The organism is Streptomyces sp. NBC_00988 (genome assembly GCF_045162645.1).
GTDB lineage: Bacteria > Actinomycetota > Actinomycetes > Streptomycetales > Streptomycetaceae > Streptomyces.
On record NZ_CP108730.1, the window covers coordinates 1378601 to 1394413 of the forward strand.

General features: G+C 70.4%; 16 protein-coding genes and 4 pseudogenes. 5 read left to right on the forward strand and 15 right to left on the reverse strand.

Translation table 11 applies throughout. The annotated features are described in order from the left end of the window. Positions 1-281: 281 nt before the first annotated feature. The gene (locus OG496_RS06500; protein WP_366492173.1) at positions 282-440 is read left to right on the forward strand and encodes a twin-arginine translocase TatA/TatE family subunit; all 159 of its coding nucleotides are present in this window, start codon (positions 282-284) and stop codon (positions 438-440) included. Between the two features lie 3 nt (positions 441-443). On the opposite strand, the gene OG496_RS06505 is transcribed toward OG496_RS06500, so the two are convergent. The 3 genes and pseudogenes from OG496_RS06505 to OG496_RS06515 all read right to left on the reverse strand — a co-directional run bounded on the left by OG496_RS06505 (position 444) and on the right by OG496_RS06515 (position 1792). Further along, positions 444-668: a hypothetical protein gene (locus OG496_RS06505; RefSeq protein ID WP_366492172.1), complete on the reverse strand. Its 225-nt coding sequence runs from the start codon at positions 666-668 to the stop codon at positions 444-446. A 157-nt stretch (positions 669-825) separates the two neighbouring features. After that, positions 826-1179: pseudogene (locus tag OG496_RS06510) on the reverse strand (TerD family protein); the annotation flags it as partial. A gap of 37 nt (positions 1180-1216) precedes the next feature. Next, positions 1217-1792: a TerD family protein gene (locus OG496_RS06515; RefSeq protein ID WP_366492171.1), complete on the reverse strand. Its 576-nt coding sequence runs from the start codon at positions 1790-1792 to the stop codon at positions 1217-1219. 195 nt (positions 1793-1987) lie between these two features. Between OG496_RS06515 and OG496_RS06520 the strand changes: the two genes are divergently transcribed. Both OG496_RS06520 and OG496_RS06525 read left to right on the forward strand, forming a co-directional pair. Next, positions 1988-2377, forward strand: coding sequence for a BlaI/MecI/CopY family transcriptional regulator (locus OG496_RS06520; protein ID WP_366492169.1), 390 nt, complete (start codon positions 1988-1990; stop codon positions 2375-2377). Positions 2378-2383: 6 nt separating this feature from the next. Further along, positions 2384-3316: a M56 family metallopeptidase gene (locus OG496_RS06525; RefSeq protein ID WP_405969970.1), complete on the forward strand. Its 933-nt coding sequence runs from the start codon at positions 2384-2386 to the stop codon at positions 3314-3316. A gap of 134 nt (positions 3317-3450) precedes the next feature. On the opposite strand, the gene OG496_RS06530 is transcribed toward OG496_RS06525, so the two are convergent. The 5 genes and pseudogenes from OG496_RS06530 to OG496_RS06550 form a co-directional block, all read right to left on the reverse strand. After that, a complete protein-coding gene (locus tag OG496_RS06530; RefSeq protein ID WP_405969971.1) occupies positions 3451-4689 on the reverse strand; it encodes a cation:proton antiporter in 1239 nt (412 codons plus the stop codon). Between the two features lie 4 nt (positions 4690-4693). Beyond that, on the reverse strand, positions 4694-5179 hold the full coding sequence (locus tag OG496_RS06535) for a cation:proton antiporter regulatory subunit (protein WP_405969972.1): 486 nt from the start codon (positions 5177-5179) through the stop codon (positions 4694-4696). Between the two features lie 214 nt (positions 5180-5393). Then, positions 5394-6245, reverse strand: coding sequence for an ABC transporter permease (locus OG496_RS06540; RefSeq protein ID WP_405969973.1), 852 nt, complete (start codon positions 6243-6245; stop codon positions 5394-5396). Positions 6246-6286: 41 nt separating this feature from the next. Continuing rightward, entirely contained in the window at positions 6287-6754 is a 468-nt protein-coding gene (locus OG496_RS06545; protein ID WP_405969974.1) for a hypothetical protein, read from the reverse strand. Then, positions 6754-7134, reverse strand: a pseudogene (locus tag OG496_RS06550) (ATP-binding cassette domain-containing protein); the annotation flags it as partial. The pseudogene OG496_RS06550 and the gene OG496_RS06545, both read right to left, overlap by 1 nt. A 317-nt stretch (positions 7135-7451) precedes the next feature. On the opposite strand from OG496_RS06550, the gene OG496_RS06555 reads away from it, so the two are divergent. Then, entirely contained in the window at positions 7452-8057 is a 606-nt protein-coding gene (locus OG496_RS06555; protein WP_405969975.1) for a TetR/AcrR family transcriptional regulator, read from the forward strand. A 194-nt stretch (positions 8058-8251) separates the two neighbouring features. On the opposite strand, the gene OG496_RS06560 is transcribed toward OG496_RS06555, so the two are convergent. Further along, on the reverse strand, positions 8252-9718 hold the full coding sequence (locus OG496_RS06560; protein ID WP_405969976.1) for a WGR domain-containing protein: 1467 nt from the start codon (positions 9716-9718) through the stop codon (positions 8252-8254). A gap of 144 nt (positions 9719-9862) precedes the next feature. After that, positions 9863-9991, reverse strand: a pseudogene (locus OG496_RS06565) (MerR family transcriptional regulator); the annotation flags it as partial. On the opposite strand from OG496_RS06565, the pseudogene OG496_RS06570 reads away from it, so the two are divergent. After that, positions 9992-10717, forward strand: a pseudogene (locus OG496_RS06570) (SulP family inorganic anion transporter); the annotation flags it as partial. It abuts the pseudogene before it with no gap. A 47-nt stretch (positions 10718-10764) separates the two neighbouring features. On the opposite strand, the gene OG496_RS06575 reads toward OG496_RS06570, so the two are convergent. The 5 genes from OG496_RS06575 to dpgA all read right to left on the reverse strand — a co-directional run bounded on the left by OG496_RS06575 (position 10765) and on the right by dpgA (position 15750). Further along, the gene (locus OG496_RS06575; RefSeq protein ID WP_405969977.1) at positions 10765-11568 is read right to left on the reverse strand and encodes an alpha/beta fold hydrolase; all 804 of its coding nucleotides are present in this window, start codon (positions 11566-11568) and stop codon (positions 10765-10767) included. A gap of 127 nt (positions 11569-11695) precedes the next feature. Next, positions 11696-12517: an enoyl-CoA-hydratase DpgD gene (gene dpgD / locus OG496_RS06580; RefSeq protein ID WP_405969978.1), complete on the reverse strand. Its 822-nt coding sequence runs from the start codon at positions 12515-12517 to the stop codon at positions 11696-11698. After that, positions 12514-13824, reverse strand: a complete 1311-nt coding sequence (dpgC, locus tag OG496_RS06585) for a (3,5-dihydroxyphenyl)acetyl-CoA 1,2-dioxygenase DpgC (RefSeq protein ID WP_405969979.1) — start codon at positions 13822-13824, stop codon at positions 12514-12516. The genes dpgD and dpgC overlap by 4 nt, the downstream gene beginning before the upstream one ends. A 79-nt stretch (positions 13825-13903) precedes the next feature. Continuing rightward, positions 13904-14566 carry an enoyl-CoA-hydratase DpgB gene (gene dpgB, locus OG496_RS06590; RefSeq protein WP_399398319.1) on the reverse strand — a complete coding sequence of 221 codons (663 nt, stop codon included), beginning with the start codon at positions 14564-14566 and terminating at the stop codon, positions 13904-13906. A 17-nt stretch (positions 14567-14583) separates the two neighbouring features. Then, on the reverse strand, positions 14584-15750 hold the full coding sequence (gene dpgA, locus OG496_RS06595) for a 3,5-dihydroxyphenylacetyl-CoA synthase DpgA (protein ID WP_405969980.1): 1167 nt from the start codon (positions 15748-15750) through the stop codon (positions 14584-14586). Positions 15751-15813 lie beyond the last annotated feature (63 nt).

A 15813-nucleotide genomic window follows, 5' to 3' on the forward strand; every position in this document is an offset into this window, starting at 1 on the left:
AGCGTCCGGCGGCCACGATTGATTCCCCGCGCCCACATGGTGTGACCAGGCCATCCGGTCGACGCGGCCGGCACGGAATCCATCTATGGAAACCATCTACAGAAGCCGGCTCAGGAGTGCGACTGCCGCATCCGTGACGGCGAGACCGGTGAGGGAGAAACAGACCGGAAGGCGGGGTTGTCGAGCGATCACACCTCGGGAGAGACTTCTACAGCACTGTAGATTGAAGCGCGTGGCCGGTACGCCGTAGCGGCCTTGCTCCCCGGGAGAAAGCAGACCTGATGTTCGGCTTGAGCGAACTGGCCGTGATCCTTCTCGTCGTCGTGGTCGTCCTCGGGATCAAGAAGCTGCCGGAGCTGACGCGTTCGGCGGGCAAGGCGAGCCGCATCTTCAAGAGCGAGGCCAGGGCACTCAAGGAGGACGACTCGCGGCGCTCCTGACGACTAGTCCGGCTGGGCGGCGAACAGTTCGAGGTGCGCGCAGGTCGGACAGCGATAGGCGTCGATCTGCCAACGCGGTCGGCCCATCCTCCTGGCATTGCCGAGTGGGCCTCGCTGAAGGGCGCCTGCGATCCACCGCGCGAACCCGCGGGCGCCTTGCCCGGAGTCCTCGACGAAGCCCGGCTCCAGCCCCACCGCACCGCATTGCGTGCACCGTATGTTGTTCATCGAGGGACGGTTCCCATCATCGCCCTGTCCGACACCCGGAGTCGGTAGGCCGGACAGGGCCACCGTTCATCGGCTACCGCCCGCCGTTCGCCAACTCCCCGGATTCGCCCGGCAGTTCGGCAGCAGTACTGCCACAGACGGGCGGCGGCAGAAGGCGCTGGTCGATGCGGGAGGGGACACGGCCGAGGTCGACGAGGATCACCTCATCGCCGTCACCGCCGGCGCCCGCGTCCCCGGCCAGGTTGTCCCCGGCGTGACGGACGGATCCGTCGCCGCTGATCACATGCTGGAAGAAGACGACGTCGACCGACTCGCGCCCACAGCCCAACCTCCCTGCTCCGTAAGGACGTTGACGCGATGGTTGGCAAAGAGCAGCGCCGAGGCGTCCAGGTCGGCCTCCCCGGGACCGGTCGGCCTTGCGAGGCGCGGCTTGCCGGCCGGGCCCCATCCGTACCGAACTCAGGGCCCCGCCATCGGACTTGCCCAGGCCGATCCGCCACCCCTTGCCCAGGCCGACCGGCCTACGTGATCTCTCCCGCTACCGGTTCTCAGACACCCACGCCGAAGTCGGAGGCGATCCCCGCCAGTCCGGACGCGTACCCCTGGCCGACCGCACGGAACTTCCACTCCGCACCGTTGCGGTACAGCTCGCCGAAGACCATCGCGGTCTCGGTCGACGCGTCCTCGGACAGGTCGTAGCGGGCGAGTTCGGCGCCGCCGGCCTGGTTGACGACGCGGATGAAGGCGTTGCGGACCTGGCCGAAACTCTGGCTGCGGGACTCGCCGTCGTGGATCGAGACGGGGAAGACGATCTTGTCGACCTCGGCCGGTACGGCGGCGAGGTCCACCTTGATGGACTCGTCGTCGCCCTCGCCCTCACCGGTGGTGTTGTCACCGGTGTGCTCCACCGAACCCTCGGGGCTCTTGAGGTTGTTGTAGAAGACGAAGTGCTGGTCGGAGATGACCTTGCCCGAGGCGTCGAGCAGCAGCGCCGAGGCGTCCAGGTCGAAGTCCGTGCCGGTCGTGGTGCGCACGTCCCAGCCCAGACCGACCAGCACCGCCGTAAGCCCCGGTGCCTCCTTGCTCAGCGAAACGTTGCCACCCTTGGACAGGGAAACACCCATGACTCATTCCTCCACGCGTACCGACGGTTCGGGCCCGCGGCACGGACCCGAACCAGAATCTACAACACTGTAGAAATAATCGAGGGGATCGGGACGATGCGGCCGAGTACGGTGCGGCCGAGCAGCACCCCGTCGATACGATGGGACGATCGCGACCCCGCGGCAACGCGGTGGCATACAGGAGGGAGACGGAGCGTGGCGAGACCGGATCCGCGCCCTCCGCGCCGGGCGCAGGGCGAGTTGGAGACGCAGGTGCTCACCGTCCTGCGCACGGCCGACGCACCGGTGACCGCGGCCTGGGTGCAGGAACGCCTGGACGCCGAGCTCGCGTACACGACCGTGATGACCGTACTGAGCCGGTTGCTGGAGAAGCAGGCCGTGACCCGCGTGCGGGAGGGCCGCTCCTTCGCCTGGTCGCCGGCCGCGGACGAGGCGGGGCTCGCCGCGCTGAAGATGCGCAAGGTGCTCGATCGCGAGCAGGACCGCCGGGCGGTGCTGGCCAGCTTCATCACCGCCCTTCCGGAGGACGACGAGCAGCTGCTGCGCGATCTGCTGGACCAGGCCACCGACGAGTCGGCGGGCTGACGTCCCGTGGGCGTCCTCGTCTTCCTGCCGCTCGTCCTGCCGTTGACGGCCTGGCCGATCGCCCACCTGGCCACCCAGCACCTTCATCCCCGCACCGCCACCGGCCTGTTGAGCGCCATGGCCGCCGTCATGGCGCTGTGCAGCACGCTCTGCCTGGGCCTGCTGATGGTGGTCGGCACCGCCCAACTGCCCGGCAACCCACTCCCGGACGGCTGGTCGGACCCCGAGGTGCGCGAGAGCGTGCCCCACGACGAGATCGTGGGGAAGGCCGCGATTCCCGTCCTCCTCGCCGTGGTCATGGGCTGCGCCCGAACTCTGTGGCACCACCGCCGAGTTCGACGGCTGGCCCACGCGGCACTCGCCGGTCTGCGCGACACATCGGTCGCGGTCCTCCGCGACGACGAGCCGTACGCCTACGCCCTCCCCGGCGGCCCGCGCGACCGGATCGTGGTGACCACCACCCTGCTCGCCTGCCTCGACTCCCGGGAACGCCGGGCCCTGTTCGCCCACGAGCGGGCCCACCTCACCGCCCGGCACCACCGCCACCTGCTGATCGCCCAACTGGCCGCCCGCGCCAACCCGTTCCTGCTGCCGCTGCGTACGGCGGTCTCCTACGTCGCGGAGCGCTGGGCGGACGAGGAAGCCGCCCAGTCCGTCGGCAGCCGCAGAGCCGTCGCCCGCGCGATCGGCAAGGCGGCCCTCGTCTCCCACACCACGCCGGCACCGACGCTCGCGGCCCTCGCCGCGCCGGGCCCCCTCCCCCGCCGGGTCGCCGCCCTGCTGGCCCCACCGCCCCCGGCCCGCACCTGGCCACCGCTCTTCACCGCCGTGAGCCTGGCGCTCTGGAGCGCGGCGGCAGGTGCCGCCCTCTCCGCGACGCTCTCGGCGAACTCGGCCGTGACGCTGCTGCTGCTCCTGCACGCCGCGACCCCGCTCTAGGCGGAAGGCCCGCAGCGCCGACAAGCGGTAGCGAAGGGCGGCAGGGGCCGGGAGTCCGGCACGTCCCCACCCGTGGCCGACAGGACACAGCAACTCCCGTCGGCTACAGGGCTGTTGCGCTCAGAGAGGCCGGCTCACTGGCCCACCTCGTGCGGCTCCTCGGCCACGCTCTCCAGTCCGCTGTCTGCCGTGTCGGACGCGGGTGCGGGCTTGCGTCGCCGCCCGGTCAGGCGGGTGGCCAGGGGCTCGGTGTAGCGGGCGGAGAGCGGGCCGACGATGACCAGGATCAGGACGTACGCCGTCGCCAGGGGGCCGAGGGAGGGTTCGATGCCGGAGGTGACGGCGAGTCCGGCGATGACGATGGAGAACTCGCCCCGGGCGACCAGCGTGCCGCCCGCCCGCCAGCGGCCCTTCGCCGAGATCCCCGCGCGCCGAGCGGCCCAGTACCCCGTGGCGATCTTCGTGCCCGCGGTGACCACCGCCAGGGCCAGCGCGGGCAGCAGGACCGGCGGGATGCTCGCCGGGTCGGTGTGCAGGCCGAAGAAGACGAAGAACACGGCGGCGAACAGGTCCCGCAGCGGGGAGAGGAGGTTGTGCGCGCCCTCCGCGGCCTCTCCGGACAGGGCGATGCCGACCAGGAACGCGCCCACGGCGGCGGAGACCTGGAGCTGCTGGGCGAGACCGGCGACCAGCAGGGTCAGGCCCAGGACGACCAGCAGCAGCTTCTCCGGGTCGTCACTGGAGACGAAACGGGAGATGTGGCGGCCGTAGCGGACCGCGACGAGCAGGACGAGTGCCGCGGCGCCGAGGGCGACGGCCAGGGTGAGGCTGCCGGCCGCGAGGCCCGTGCCGGCCAGCAGGGCGGTGATGATCGGGAGGTAGACGGCCATGGAGAGGTCTTCCAGGACCAGGACGCTGAGGATGACGGGGGTCTCGCGGTTGCCGAGGCGGCCCAGGTCTCCGAGGACCTTGGCGATGACCCCGGAGGAGGAGATCCAGGTGACCCCGGCCAGCACCACGGCGGCGACCGGTCCCCAGCCGAGCAGCAGTGCCATGGCGGCACCGGGCAGGGCGTTGAGGGCGGCGTCGACGAGACCGGCCGTGTACTGGGTCTTGAGGTTGGAGACGAGATCGCTGGCCGAGTACTCCAGGCCGAGCATCAACAGCAGCAGGATGACGCCGATCTCGGCGCCGATGGCGACGAACTCCTCGCTCGTGCCCAGCGGCAGCAGCCCGCCCTCGCCGAAGGCCAGCCCGGCCAGCAGATAGAGCGGTATCGGGGAGAACTGGAAGCGCGCGGCGAACCGGCCCAGCAGTCCCAGGGCCAGGATGATCGCGCCGAACTCGATCAGGAACCTCGCGGACGAATGCACCGGTTCACTCCCGCCCGAGTATCGCCGCGGCCGACTCGACGCCCTCGCGCGTGCCGATCACGATCAGGGTGTCCCCGCCGGCCAGCCGGAAGTCCGGCGTGGGAGACGGCACGGCCTCGGCCCGGCGCAGTACGGCCACGATCGAGACGCCGGTCTCGGTGCGCATCCGGGTCTCCCCCAGCACGCGGCCGTTCCAGTGCGAGAGCGCCGACAGCTGGACGCGCTCCGCGACCAGCCCCAGTTCGGTCGTGGACAGCAGATTCGGGCTGTGGTGCGAGGGCAGCAGGGCGTCGATGAGCGCCGTCGTCTCCCCCGCGGTCAGCCGCACCGACAGGGCGCAGGCGTCCGGGTCGTCCGTGCGGTACGCGTTCAGCGTGCGCTCGCCGTCCCGGTGCGCGACCACCGAGACACGACGCTGCTCACGCGTCGTCAGGTCGTAACGGACACCGATCCCCGGCAGCGGCGTACTGCTCACGCGTGGAGTACCCATGTGTGTCTTCCTGTCCTCTCTGTTGGAATCCGACTCTCTTGGAATCCGATGCGCCACCGGAACGGGGCCAGGACCGCGACGTCACCCCCTCTGATCGTGTCAGCCGCAGACGTCGGCGTGATCAGGAGGGGGTGACGAGTATGAGGACGGCACACCCCACCACCGTCAGGAAACCCTCGCATTCTTGCGGGAGTTCACGACGGCAGCGATAGGGCTACAGGCTGGTGCGCGTTCGATGGAGCCGCACGGCGAGGGGTGCGAAAACGGCGATCATTCCGAGCGAGTAGACGGTCGTCGCGAGGACGGGATGCTGCAAGGGCCAGGCATGCACCGCACTCGCTGGATTCGGATTTCCGAACAACTCCCGGATGGCGGCGGAAAGTGAGCTGAGCGGATTCCAGTTCGCCACCACCCGGAGCCAGGACGGCATACCCGAGGTGGGGACGAAGGCGCTCGACACGAAGGTGAGTCCGAGCATCAGCAGGACGCCGAACTGCTGGACCCCCTCGGCACTGCGGAACACCATGCCGAGACAGGCCATGCCCCAGTTGAGCGCGTAGGCGAACAACAGAACGAGGACGAAGGCTTCCGCGGCGTGTCCGACGTCGGTGTGGATGCACCAGCCGATCGCCAGTCCGGTCACGGCGAGGACGATCACCGCGATGACGGTGGTGAGCAGATCCGCCAGGCTCTGGCCGGCCAGGACGCCGGACCGGGACATCGGCAGGGACCTGAAACGGTCGATGATCCCGTTCGCCATGTCGTGGTTGACGGCGCTCGCGGTACCGGTCGACGCCGATGTCATGGTCATCGCGAACATGCCCGGGATCAGGTAGTCGTGGTAGCTCACGCCGTTCGGCAGCGCGATGGCGCCGCCCACCACGTAGGCGAAGAGCAGCGTGAACACCACGGGGGTGAGTGTCACGTCGATCAGCGACTCCAGCTCGCTCAGCGTCCGGGCCAGGTTCCTGCGGGTCAGCACCAGCGTGTCGTTGATCAGCCGGCGGATCCGGCCGACCGTGCCGAGTCCCGGGTCGAGGTCGGGGGCGACCGTCAGGGTGGTCATGCGGTGGTCTCCAGGGGGGGGAAGAGGTGCGGATGCCGTCTTCAGCCGGCCGTGGCCACGACGTCGTTCTCGTCCGCCGCCCGGGTCTCGGCCGTCGACTGACCGGTCAGCGCGAGGAACACGTCGTCGAGGGAGGGCCGCCGGACGGAGCAGTCGTCCAGGCTGATGCCGTGCGCCAGCAGCGCCTCGACCACCTCGGTGGCCAGCCGCGGCCGCACGGTCACGGGCACCCGCACATGGCGCGTCCCGGAGTCCGTGGCGGCGGGGCCGGTGCCGAAACCGCCCAGGACCAGCGCCGCCGTGGCGAGATCGCCGCCGGGCGAGACCACGATCTCCATCTGGGCTCCGCCCAGGACGGACTTGAGTTCGCGCGGGCTGCCCTTGGCGATGGTCTCGCCCCGGTCGATCACCACGATCTGGTCGGCCAGTTGGCCGGCCTCCTCCAGGTACTGCGTGGTGAGGAAGATGGTCGCCCCACCGGCCACCAGATCGCGGACGACCTCCCACATCACGTTCCGGCTGCGCGGGTCGAGGCCGGTCGTGGGCTGGCGGCCAGGTCGAGTCGCCGTCGCATACCGCCGGAGTAACCCTTCACGGACCGTCCGGCCGCCTCCACGAGGTCGAACTCCTCCAGCAGTTCCTCGGCCCGCTCGTGGGCCGCCCGGCGGCGCAGGCCGGCCAGCCGCCCGATCATGACGAGGTTGTCGCGGCCGCCCTGGAACTCGTCCAGCGCCGCGTACTGGCCCGTCAGGCCGACGGTCCGGCGGACGGCGGCGGGATTCTTCCGCACGTCGTAGCCGCCCACCCACACTTCCCCGCCGTCGGGTTCGAGGAGTGTCGCGAGCACCCGGACGGTCGTGGTCTTGCCCGCGCCGTTGGGCCCGAGGACACCGACGACCGTGCCGGTCGGCACCTCCAGGTCGACTCCTTTGAGGGCTTCGTGATCGCCGAAACGTTTGACGAGGCCTTTGACGCTGATGGCGATGTCGACTCGCACAGAGACAGCCACGGACTTCTCCTCACCGGACAAGGGATGGGGCCGAGCGACCGACTGGCGGTCCGGGTGACCTGATCCGGCCCCGGGCTTGCTACTGTGCAGGTGAAAACCAGAGCAACCGGCAAGCCCGCGTTAGACACTCCGCCCAGTTCCTACTTGCCGAACGCCAAGGCAGGCACTTGCCGATCGTCAAGGAGAGGTCCGTCGTCATGGCCAGTCGGACAACGAATGACCAGGTCAACAGGAAGGGATCCGGTTCCGGCAGTACCCGCGACCGGCTCCTCTCGGTGGCCATAGAGCTGTTCACCACGCAGGGGTACGGAGGCACGTCCCTGCGCGAGATCGCCGAGCGCCTGAGCGTGAGCAAGGCCGCGATCTACTACCACTTCCGCACCAAGGAGGACATCGCGCGGGTCATCGTGGAGCAGATCATGGAGGTGAACGGCGGCATCGCGGACCGGCTCACCGTGGCGGGCAAGGACACGGAGGCGTGGCAGCGCGCGTTCGACCAGATCATCGGGATCGCCCTGACGAACCGCCGGCTGTTCATGGTCTGGGACCGCAACGACGACGCCTTCCAGAAGCTGTTCGCCGACGACCCGGTCCTCGGGCCGCGGATCGAGGCCCAGGGCGAACCCCTCGCCGCGCTGTTCGCCGACCCGTCCCTGCCGCCCGCCGACCGGATCCGGCTGGGCTGCGCCTTCGGCGCCATGATGGGTCCGCTGGTGATGTACACGTCCTTCTACGAGGACCTGGACGCGGACGTGCTGCGGGAGCACATCCGCACCACGGTCGCCACCCTGCTGCGGGGCTGACGACCGCTTCGACGACGGCGGGAGCGGCGGAACGGACGGGAGCGGCGGAACCCGGCGACAGTGACCACACGTCGCACGCTGCACGGAGTACAACTCGACCGGGCCCATGGGTGCGCGAACTCCCGCCCGCACCAGGCGAGTTGCCGGCTTCACCGACGGTGGAAGCCGTCCGGACCGCTTCCACTACCTGCCCGTCACACCAGGCGCCTGATCTCCCCGCGCACTCGGTAGAAGCCGGCCGACGAGGAATGCAGCGCGTCCACCACATAGCGCGCTCCGGGCTCGCGTATCGCACGCGGGAACTGGACGTTCCAACCCTGCTCATAGCCCTCGGAGACGACATGGACCCGCACGCGGCCTCCTTGCTCGAAGCACTCCACGACGACCCCGTTCCCCGCCGCGGGCACAACACTGACCGTGGCGACGGAGGCGGCGGTGGTCAGCGGTGCGTACGTCGGCATGGCGGCCGCCAGCTTGATGTCCGCGGCGACCGGCACAGCGCCCGACTGGGCGGCGGTGATCGCGGCCTCGCTCGCGTCGATGCAGGCGAGCGAGCCGTCCGTGGAGACGATGTACAGCCGTTCGTCGTGGTACTGCATGGACAGCGCCGAGCCACCGCCCGTGCCGAGCTTCCACAGCCGGGTGCCGTCGGCGGTGAAGCAGTAGACGGAGGATGCCGAGTCACCCGCGAAGACGTACCGACCGCCGGCGGACGTGGCACACGAGTACACCGCGGCATCGCACTGGTAGGAGGCCTCAATGGCCCCCGAGGACTTCGCGAGGCGCTGGACGACCCGCCGTCCGGTCCCGGCGTAGACCGCATGCTCCTCCTGCCAGCCGAAGAGCACGTTGCCGTTGGTCGCCGTGTGCCAGAGCTGTCTGGCGCCGTCCGCCGCGTAGGCCGTCACACCCTGGCTGTGCCCGTGGTAGACGGCGTGGTCGTCGGCCCGCACCATCCACGCGTTGTCCCCGGACGAGTTGCGGGACCACTGGAGCTCGTCCTCGTGGTCGATGACCGTCAGCCCGCCGTTGCGGTCGGAGACGTTCAGCACGCCCGCGTGGATGTCCAGCCAGAAGATGTCGACCTCGGCCGCGATGTCGTAGGCCGCGAACGGCACCTTCGAAGAGAGGTCGTACACCCGGCCGTCGTCGCAGCCCGCGTAGATCCAGAAGTCGTCGGCCACCAGGCACTTCACGCCGTCGGGCAGGGAGTAGTGCGCCAGCACCTCGCCGTCATGGCTCAGGTTGTAGACACTGCCGTGCTGGTTGCCGACCCAGCAGCGGTACTCGTCCACGTGGATGCCGAACGCCGAGGCGCCGGTGCGGAAGCGCCACAGCACCGGGGCGGTCGCCCGCGCCGTCGACGGGGCGGACGTCACCTGACGGCGCGTCACGGGGCGGGCCGCGCGCTGCCCCTGAACCGCGGGCGCGTACCCCTTCCGTACCTTCTCGGCTATCTTCTTCGCCGCTGCCGCCTGCGCCTTCTCGACGGTCGGAAAGGCGGAGGTCTGGTGCTGCCCGTCCACGCCGATCCGTCCGTACCGCACGGCGACGGTGGTCCCCTCGACAGTCACCTCGTAGAACTTGTGGGCGCCACCACTCTCCTGAGACAGCTCCAGGTACGTCGTGTTCCCCGACTGTCGTGTCTGCGCAGCGGACACAGCACACCCCTCCCCAAAGGCCCGTTCGGCCCGTGCGGCCGATCTCCAGTGACTCCAAACTAGTGGTGACCACTGACATCGCCGTCCCGGGGCCGCTCGTTCCAGGGGACCGGCAGCGCCTCTCCCCATATCCTCAGGACCACGTCAGGGCGCGGGAGTTCGCCTCAGACGCTCCGCCAGCGTGACCGCGAACTCCTCCGCCCGCGCCAGCTGGGTGCGCAGGTCCGCCACCCGCTCGTGAGCGGCACGCTCGAAGCCGCGTACGCGCTCCAGTCCGACAAGACCCGCGAGTCCATCGGCCAGGGCATCGCGAACATCGTCACCGGCTTCTTCGGCGGCATGGGGGGCTGCGCGATGATCGGCCAGACGATGATCAACGTTCGGGTGTCCGGCGCCCGCACCCGGCTGTCGACGTTCCTGGCCGGTGCGTTCCTGTTGGTGCTGTGCGTCGTCTTCGGTCCGGTCGTCGACGAGATCCCGATGGCCGCCCTGGTCGCCGTCATGGTGATGGTGTGCTTCGCGACCTTCGACTGGCACTCCATCGCGCCCAAGACCCTCAGGCGGATGCCCGCCGGGGAGATCACCGTCATGGTGGTCACCGTCGCCTGCGTGGTCACCACCTCCAACCTCGCCGTCGGCGTCGTCGTCGTCGGCAGCGTCACCGCCATGGTCATCTTCGCCAAGCGCCTCGCCCACCTGGCCGACGTCACCTCTGTCACCGACCCCGACGGCACCCAGGTCGTCTACTCCGTCACCGGCGAACTGTTCTTCGCCGCCTCCAACGACCTCGTCGGCCGGTTCAACTACGCCACCGACCCCGACAGGGTCGTCGTCGACCTGTCCGCCGCCCACATCTGGGACGCCTCCTCGGTCGCCGCGCTCGACGCCATCGAGACGAAGTACGCCCAGCGCGGCAAGAGCGTCGAGATCATCAGCCTGAACGAGCCCAGCGCCCGCATCCACAAGACCCTCAGCGGCGAACTGACCGGTGGCCACTGACCGTTCTCGGCTGTCACTCCGTTCCCGTTCCGCGAACGTGCGTCTCCTCACCCGGTGAGAAATCCGATGACCGCCTCGTTCACCGCGTCGGGCCGCTCCAGGTAGCCGTAGTGACCGCAGCCGGGTATCTCGGTGTACGCGGCTGCCGGGATGGCCGCGGCGAGTTCGCGTGACAGGTGTGGGCGGACGACCATGTCGTCCTGGAAGGCGAGGACGAGGCAGGGGCGGGTGATCCGCCGGTAGTGCGGAAGGCGGTTCGGGATGACTTCGAGGCCGAGTTGGGCGCGGATCGTCGACGGGTCGGAGCCGGAGAGCTCCAAGATGCCGAGCCAGTCACGCAGTTGGTCCTCGTCGTTGAGGGTCCGTGGGGAGAGGTTCTGCAGGGCCTGCCGGTACGCGGACACGGCGGGAGGGATCTTGACGCCGCTGTCGGCCAGCTCGATGTCGGCGGCCGACATGGCGGTGATCAGCGCGTCCGCTCGTCCGCAGCTGGCCATCAGGACGGCGCGCGTGACGAGTTCGGGCCGGGCGAGGAGGAGTTCCTGCGCGATGAGACCGCCCAGCGAGTGGCCCACGACCCGGCAGGGTCCCGCGCCCAGGTGCTCGATCAGACCGGCGACGTCCGCGGCCATGTCGTCGAGAGTGAATTCGGCGGCGGACGGACCGGTCGGCGGGATGCCGCGGTTGTCGAGCGTGATCACCCGGTGGCCGGCCGCCCTGAGGGCGGGCACCTGGTGGGTCCGCCAGATCCGTCCCGGGGCGCCGGTGCCGGCGACCAGCACGACGGGCTCCCCCGGGCCGCCGTGGTCGTCGTAGCCGAGGTCTGTTCCGTTGACGCGCGCGATCGGCATCGTCCTGTCCTTCCGCCGCCTCCTGTGGGGCGGCCCCTGGCGGACGGAGCGGCCCGCCGCGCTGTTCGGAAACCGGAACGCCCGGGCCCGCCGACAGGTTCGCCCCCGCCGGCGGACCCGGATCACCTCACCGGCCGGACCACACGGGATCACGTTTCTCCGCGAAGGCCCGGGGGCCTTCCACGGCGTCCCGGCTGTGCATACGCCGTTCCTCCCACGCGTACCTCGTGGCGAACGCCTCTTCCAGCGGCTGGTCGAGCGAGCGCATCACCGCTTCCTTGATGGCCCGTACCGACAGGGGCGCGCTGCGGATCAGGTCGTCCGTCCAGGCGTCGACCCGTCGGTCCAGGTCTCCTTCCTCGGCGACCTCGTTGACCAGTCCGAAGTGCAGCGCTGTCGCCGCGTCGATCGGTCGCCCGGTGAGCAGATGTCCCATGGCGGTCTTCAGGGGCAACTGGCGGGCGAGCCGGAAGGCGCCGCCCGCGCCCGGGATCAGCCCGAGCCGTGCCTCCGGCAGGGCGAACCGCGCGTCGTGCGAGGCGATGACGAGGTCGCAGGCGAGCGCCAGCTCGAAGCCGCCGCCGAGGGCGTAGCCGTTGACCCGTGCCACGACCGGTTTGGACAGGGTGAACCGCTCGGTGAGCCGGGGCCAGCCGGGCAGGCCCCGGCTTCCGAACGTCGTCCGAGGGGTCCCTTCCGCGTCGAGGCGGCTGCGTTCCTTCAGGTCCTGTCCGACGGAGAAGGCCCGGTCGCCCGCGCCGGTGAGGACCACGACGCGGATGTCGTCGTCGGCCTCCACGTCGTCCCAGACAGCGGCGAGTTCCTCGTGCGTGCGCAGGTCCATCGCGTTCAGCACCTCGGGACGGTCGAGGGTGACGCGGGCGACGTGGTCCTTCTTCTCGTACCGCACCCGGGCGCGGTCGTCGGGGCTCACCCGATCCCCGGTCACGGCGACGACCTCGCCGCGAACCTGCCGACCTTGTGGATCACGTCCTCCCCGTACAGCCGCAGCGCCTGCTGGAGGGCGAACTCCGCCATGTACGCGCGAAACGCCTCGGCGGGCTCCTCGGCGAGGTTGAGCATGCGCCGGTTGGCGAGCACAGCCTCGCCGTCGAGGCGCTCCAGGCTCCGCTCGACGGCGGCGTCCAGCTCCCGCGGGTCCACGACCTCGTCCACCAGCAGCCGTGCCTGCGGCTCCGAGGCCCAGATCCTGCGCCCCTCAAGGATCACCTGACGGGACAGCCTGGGTCCGGCGTACCGGCCGAGCCGGAAGTTGGCCACGCCAGGGATGATCCCTTCCTTGGCGGCCGGGAGACTGAGGTAGGCGTCGGACGCGGCGAGGACATGGTCGAACACCAGCAGCAGCTGGGCGCCTCCGCCGATCGCGAAGCCGTCGACGGCGGCGACCCACGGCTTCTCGACGTACGGCGAGTGCCACCGGTCCGGGTCCTCGACGAGCAGGCCCCGGACGAGTTTGTGGATGTAGCCGAGTTCACGGCGCAGCAGGAAGTCGACCAGGGAGATGTCACCGGAGCTCAGGTTCTTGAGGTTGATGCCCGCGCTGAACACCCGCTTGCCGCGGTGGCGGGGATGGCTCATCTCCCCTCCGCGCAGCAGGCCGACGCGGACGGCCGGATCGAGGAGAGCAAGGTCTACGGCGGTCTCCATGTCGTCGACCTGCTGGTTGTCCTCGGCGTTGAGCCGGTCGTGCCGGCACATCGTCAACCGTGCGACGCCGTCGCGGCGTTCGAGCCGTACGGCCTCCATCTCCACGACACCGGTCCGCAGGAACTCCGGCAGCAGCCCCCGTGCCCGGGCCGTCGGCCGGAGCATGGCGTCGAGGAGGTGCGGACCGGCCGAGGGCGACCGCAGGACGGCCCGCAGGAGGATGCCCTGGTCGATCTCGTGGCCCTCCTTGTCGGCCTGCGGCCGGCTCCGCTCCTGCGCGAGCCGGCCGGCGTCCGGCACCAGGCCGGGGAAGGCGGTCGCCGCGGCCGCGGCCAGTTCGTCGATCCGCAGGCCGCGGGTGCGCCCTTCGGTGACCCGGTCGTACACGGCGTCGCCGTACCCGTCCAGGAACCGGGCGCGCAGGGCGCGGGCCCGGTTCTTCACCGCCTCGGCCAGGTCCCGCTGTTCGGGTGTGCGGCGCGTCGGGTACGGCAGTGACGCCAGCGTCTTGTCCACGCGCTCGGCGGCCTCCGTCAGCGCCGACCACTCCGCACGCGCGCTCTCCTGCTCCAGCACGTCGGTCGTCATACGGTCGCTCCGCCTTCCGCCCTCACCCGGTGCGGACGGGGGGTGTCCGCACCGGGGAGTACAGGGGTTGGCCGCGTCATCACGCGGCCTCCTCGACGGTGCGCCGCAGAGCGCGGTCGCAGGCCGCCAGGTGCGGGCCGAGGGCGTCCTCGAAGCTGACCGTCATCGCGTCGAGGAGCAGTTGGCGCCGTAGGGCGAGTTCCTTGCCCGACAGGCCCTCGGAGCGCTGGACGGCGGCGGCCGCCGCGGTGTCCGGCGCTTCGGTCACCTCGTCGGCTATGCCCAGCGTCAGCGCCTCGGGCGCCGGGATCGGGTGCCCGAACAGGACGGCGCGGCGGGCGCGCGCGGCGCCGGCCAGGCGGGCGAGGCGGAACGCGGCCATGCCGGGCCAGGTGGCCTCCCCGTCGAAGGGCAGGAGAAGACGGCTGCCGCGCGTCGCGATCCGGATGTCGGCGGTGAGGAAGGCGTCGAGGGCCACTCCGCCGCAGTCGCCGGCCGCGACCGCGACGGTCACCCCGGGCAGCCGTTCGAGCCGTCGCAGCACCCGTTCCCACTTGGTGACGAGGGAGACGTCCAGCCCGTCGGCCCAGCCCGGTGCGGGTGTGCCGGTGACCCGCAGGATCGCGGCCCCGCCCTGGTCCTCCACCTCGTCGCACAGGACGGTGAGGTCCTTGACGGTCCTGATCGACAGTGGCCGGGATCCGTCAACGGCCAGTGTCCGTACGGCACTTACGTCACTCACTGTGCTCTCTCCTGTCTTCACCACTGGACCAGCGCCGTTTCGAGCGTGGATCCCGGGCCCATGGTCATGAGCACTCCGTAGTCGCCGGGCCGGGTCACCTGCTCGTCGAGGAGGCGTTCGTACGAGAAAAGGAACGATCCGCTCGACACGTTGCCGTAGTCCCGCAGGACGCCGACGGTGTGGCGCAGGTCGTGGCGGGTCAGGCCGAGGTTGACGACCACCGCGTCGATCACCTTCTTGCCGCCGGAGTGCACGAGCCAGTGGCGGATGTCGCTCCTGCGCAGGCCCGTGTCCTGGAGCAGGCGGTCGACCACGATCTCGGCGTGGGCACCGACGACGTAGGGGATCTGCGGGTCGAGGTAGAAGCTGAACCGGTCCAGTTCGCGGTCCCAGTCGTAGCGCATCGCGCCGATCGCGTCGGGGATGATGCAGCTGGCGAACTTCAGGAGGGTCGGACCCTCGGCCGCGCCGGACGCCTCGTCACCGGGTCCTGACCTCAGGGCGATCGCTCCGGCGCCGTCGCCGAAGAGGCTGTTGACGACCGCGGTCCGCATCGAGGAGTCCATCGCGTACGCCGCTGAGCAGGCCTCCGTGCAGAGGACGACGGCGAGTTCGCCCGGGTGGGCGGCGGACCAGCCGGCCACGACGTTCAGCGCGTTGAGCCCCGCGTTGCAGCCCATGCCGACGATGTCGCTGCGGCTGCAGTGCCGGTCGATGCCCAGTTCGCGGATCATCAGGGCGCTCAGGCCGGGGGTGAGGAAGCCGGTGGACGACACGCAGCACAGGTGCCGCAGATCGGAGAGTTCGGCGCCGGCCCGCTTCAGACAGGCGCGCAGTGCCTCGGCGCCCATCTCCGTCGCCATGGCCTTGTGCTTGTCGAGCAGGTCGCCCTGCGGCTCGGGGGCGCGGACACCGTCGGCGTCCGGTTCCGGCAGGGTCAGGTGGCGCCGGTCGATGGCGCTGTTGGCGAACACGGACCGGATCTTCGGGTCGGTGATGCGGAAGGCGTCGAGCACCTCCTGCTGGGAGTAGACGGCGGCCGACGTGGCGGTCCCCACCCCGACGATCCGCGGTCGGTACGGCGTCTTCAGGGCGCCGTCACCGGTCAGGACGACGGGCCGCCGGAAATCGTCCGCCAGGACGTCGGCCTCCAGTCCTTCCGGCCGGTCCAGATTGATGGTCATCGGAAAGTCCACCCCCACATGCGCGGCTTCGACCGCGGTATCCGTGCATTGCTGTTCCCGGTC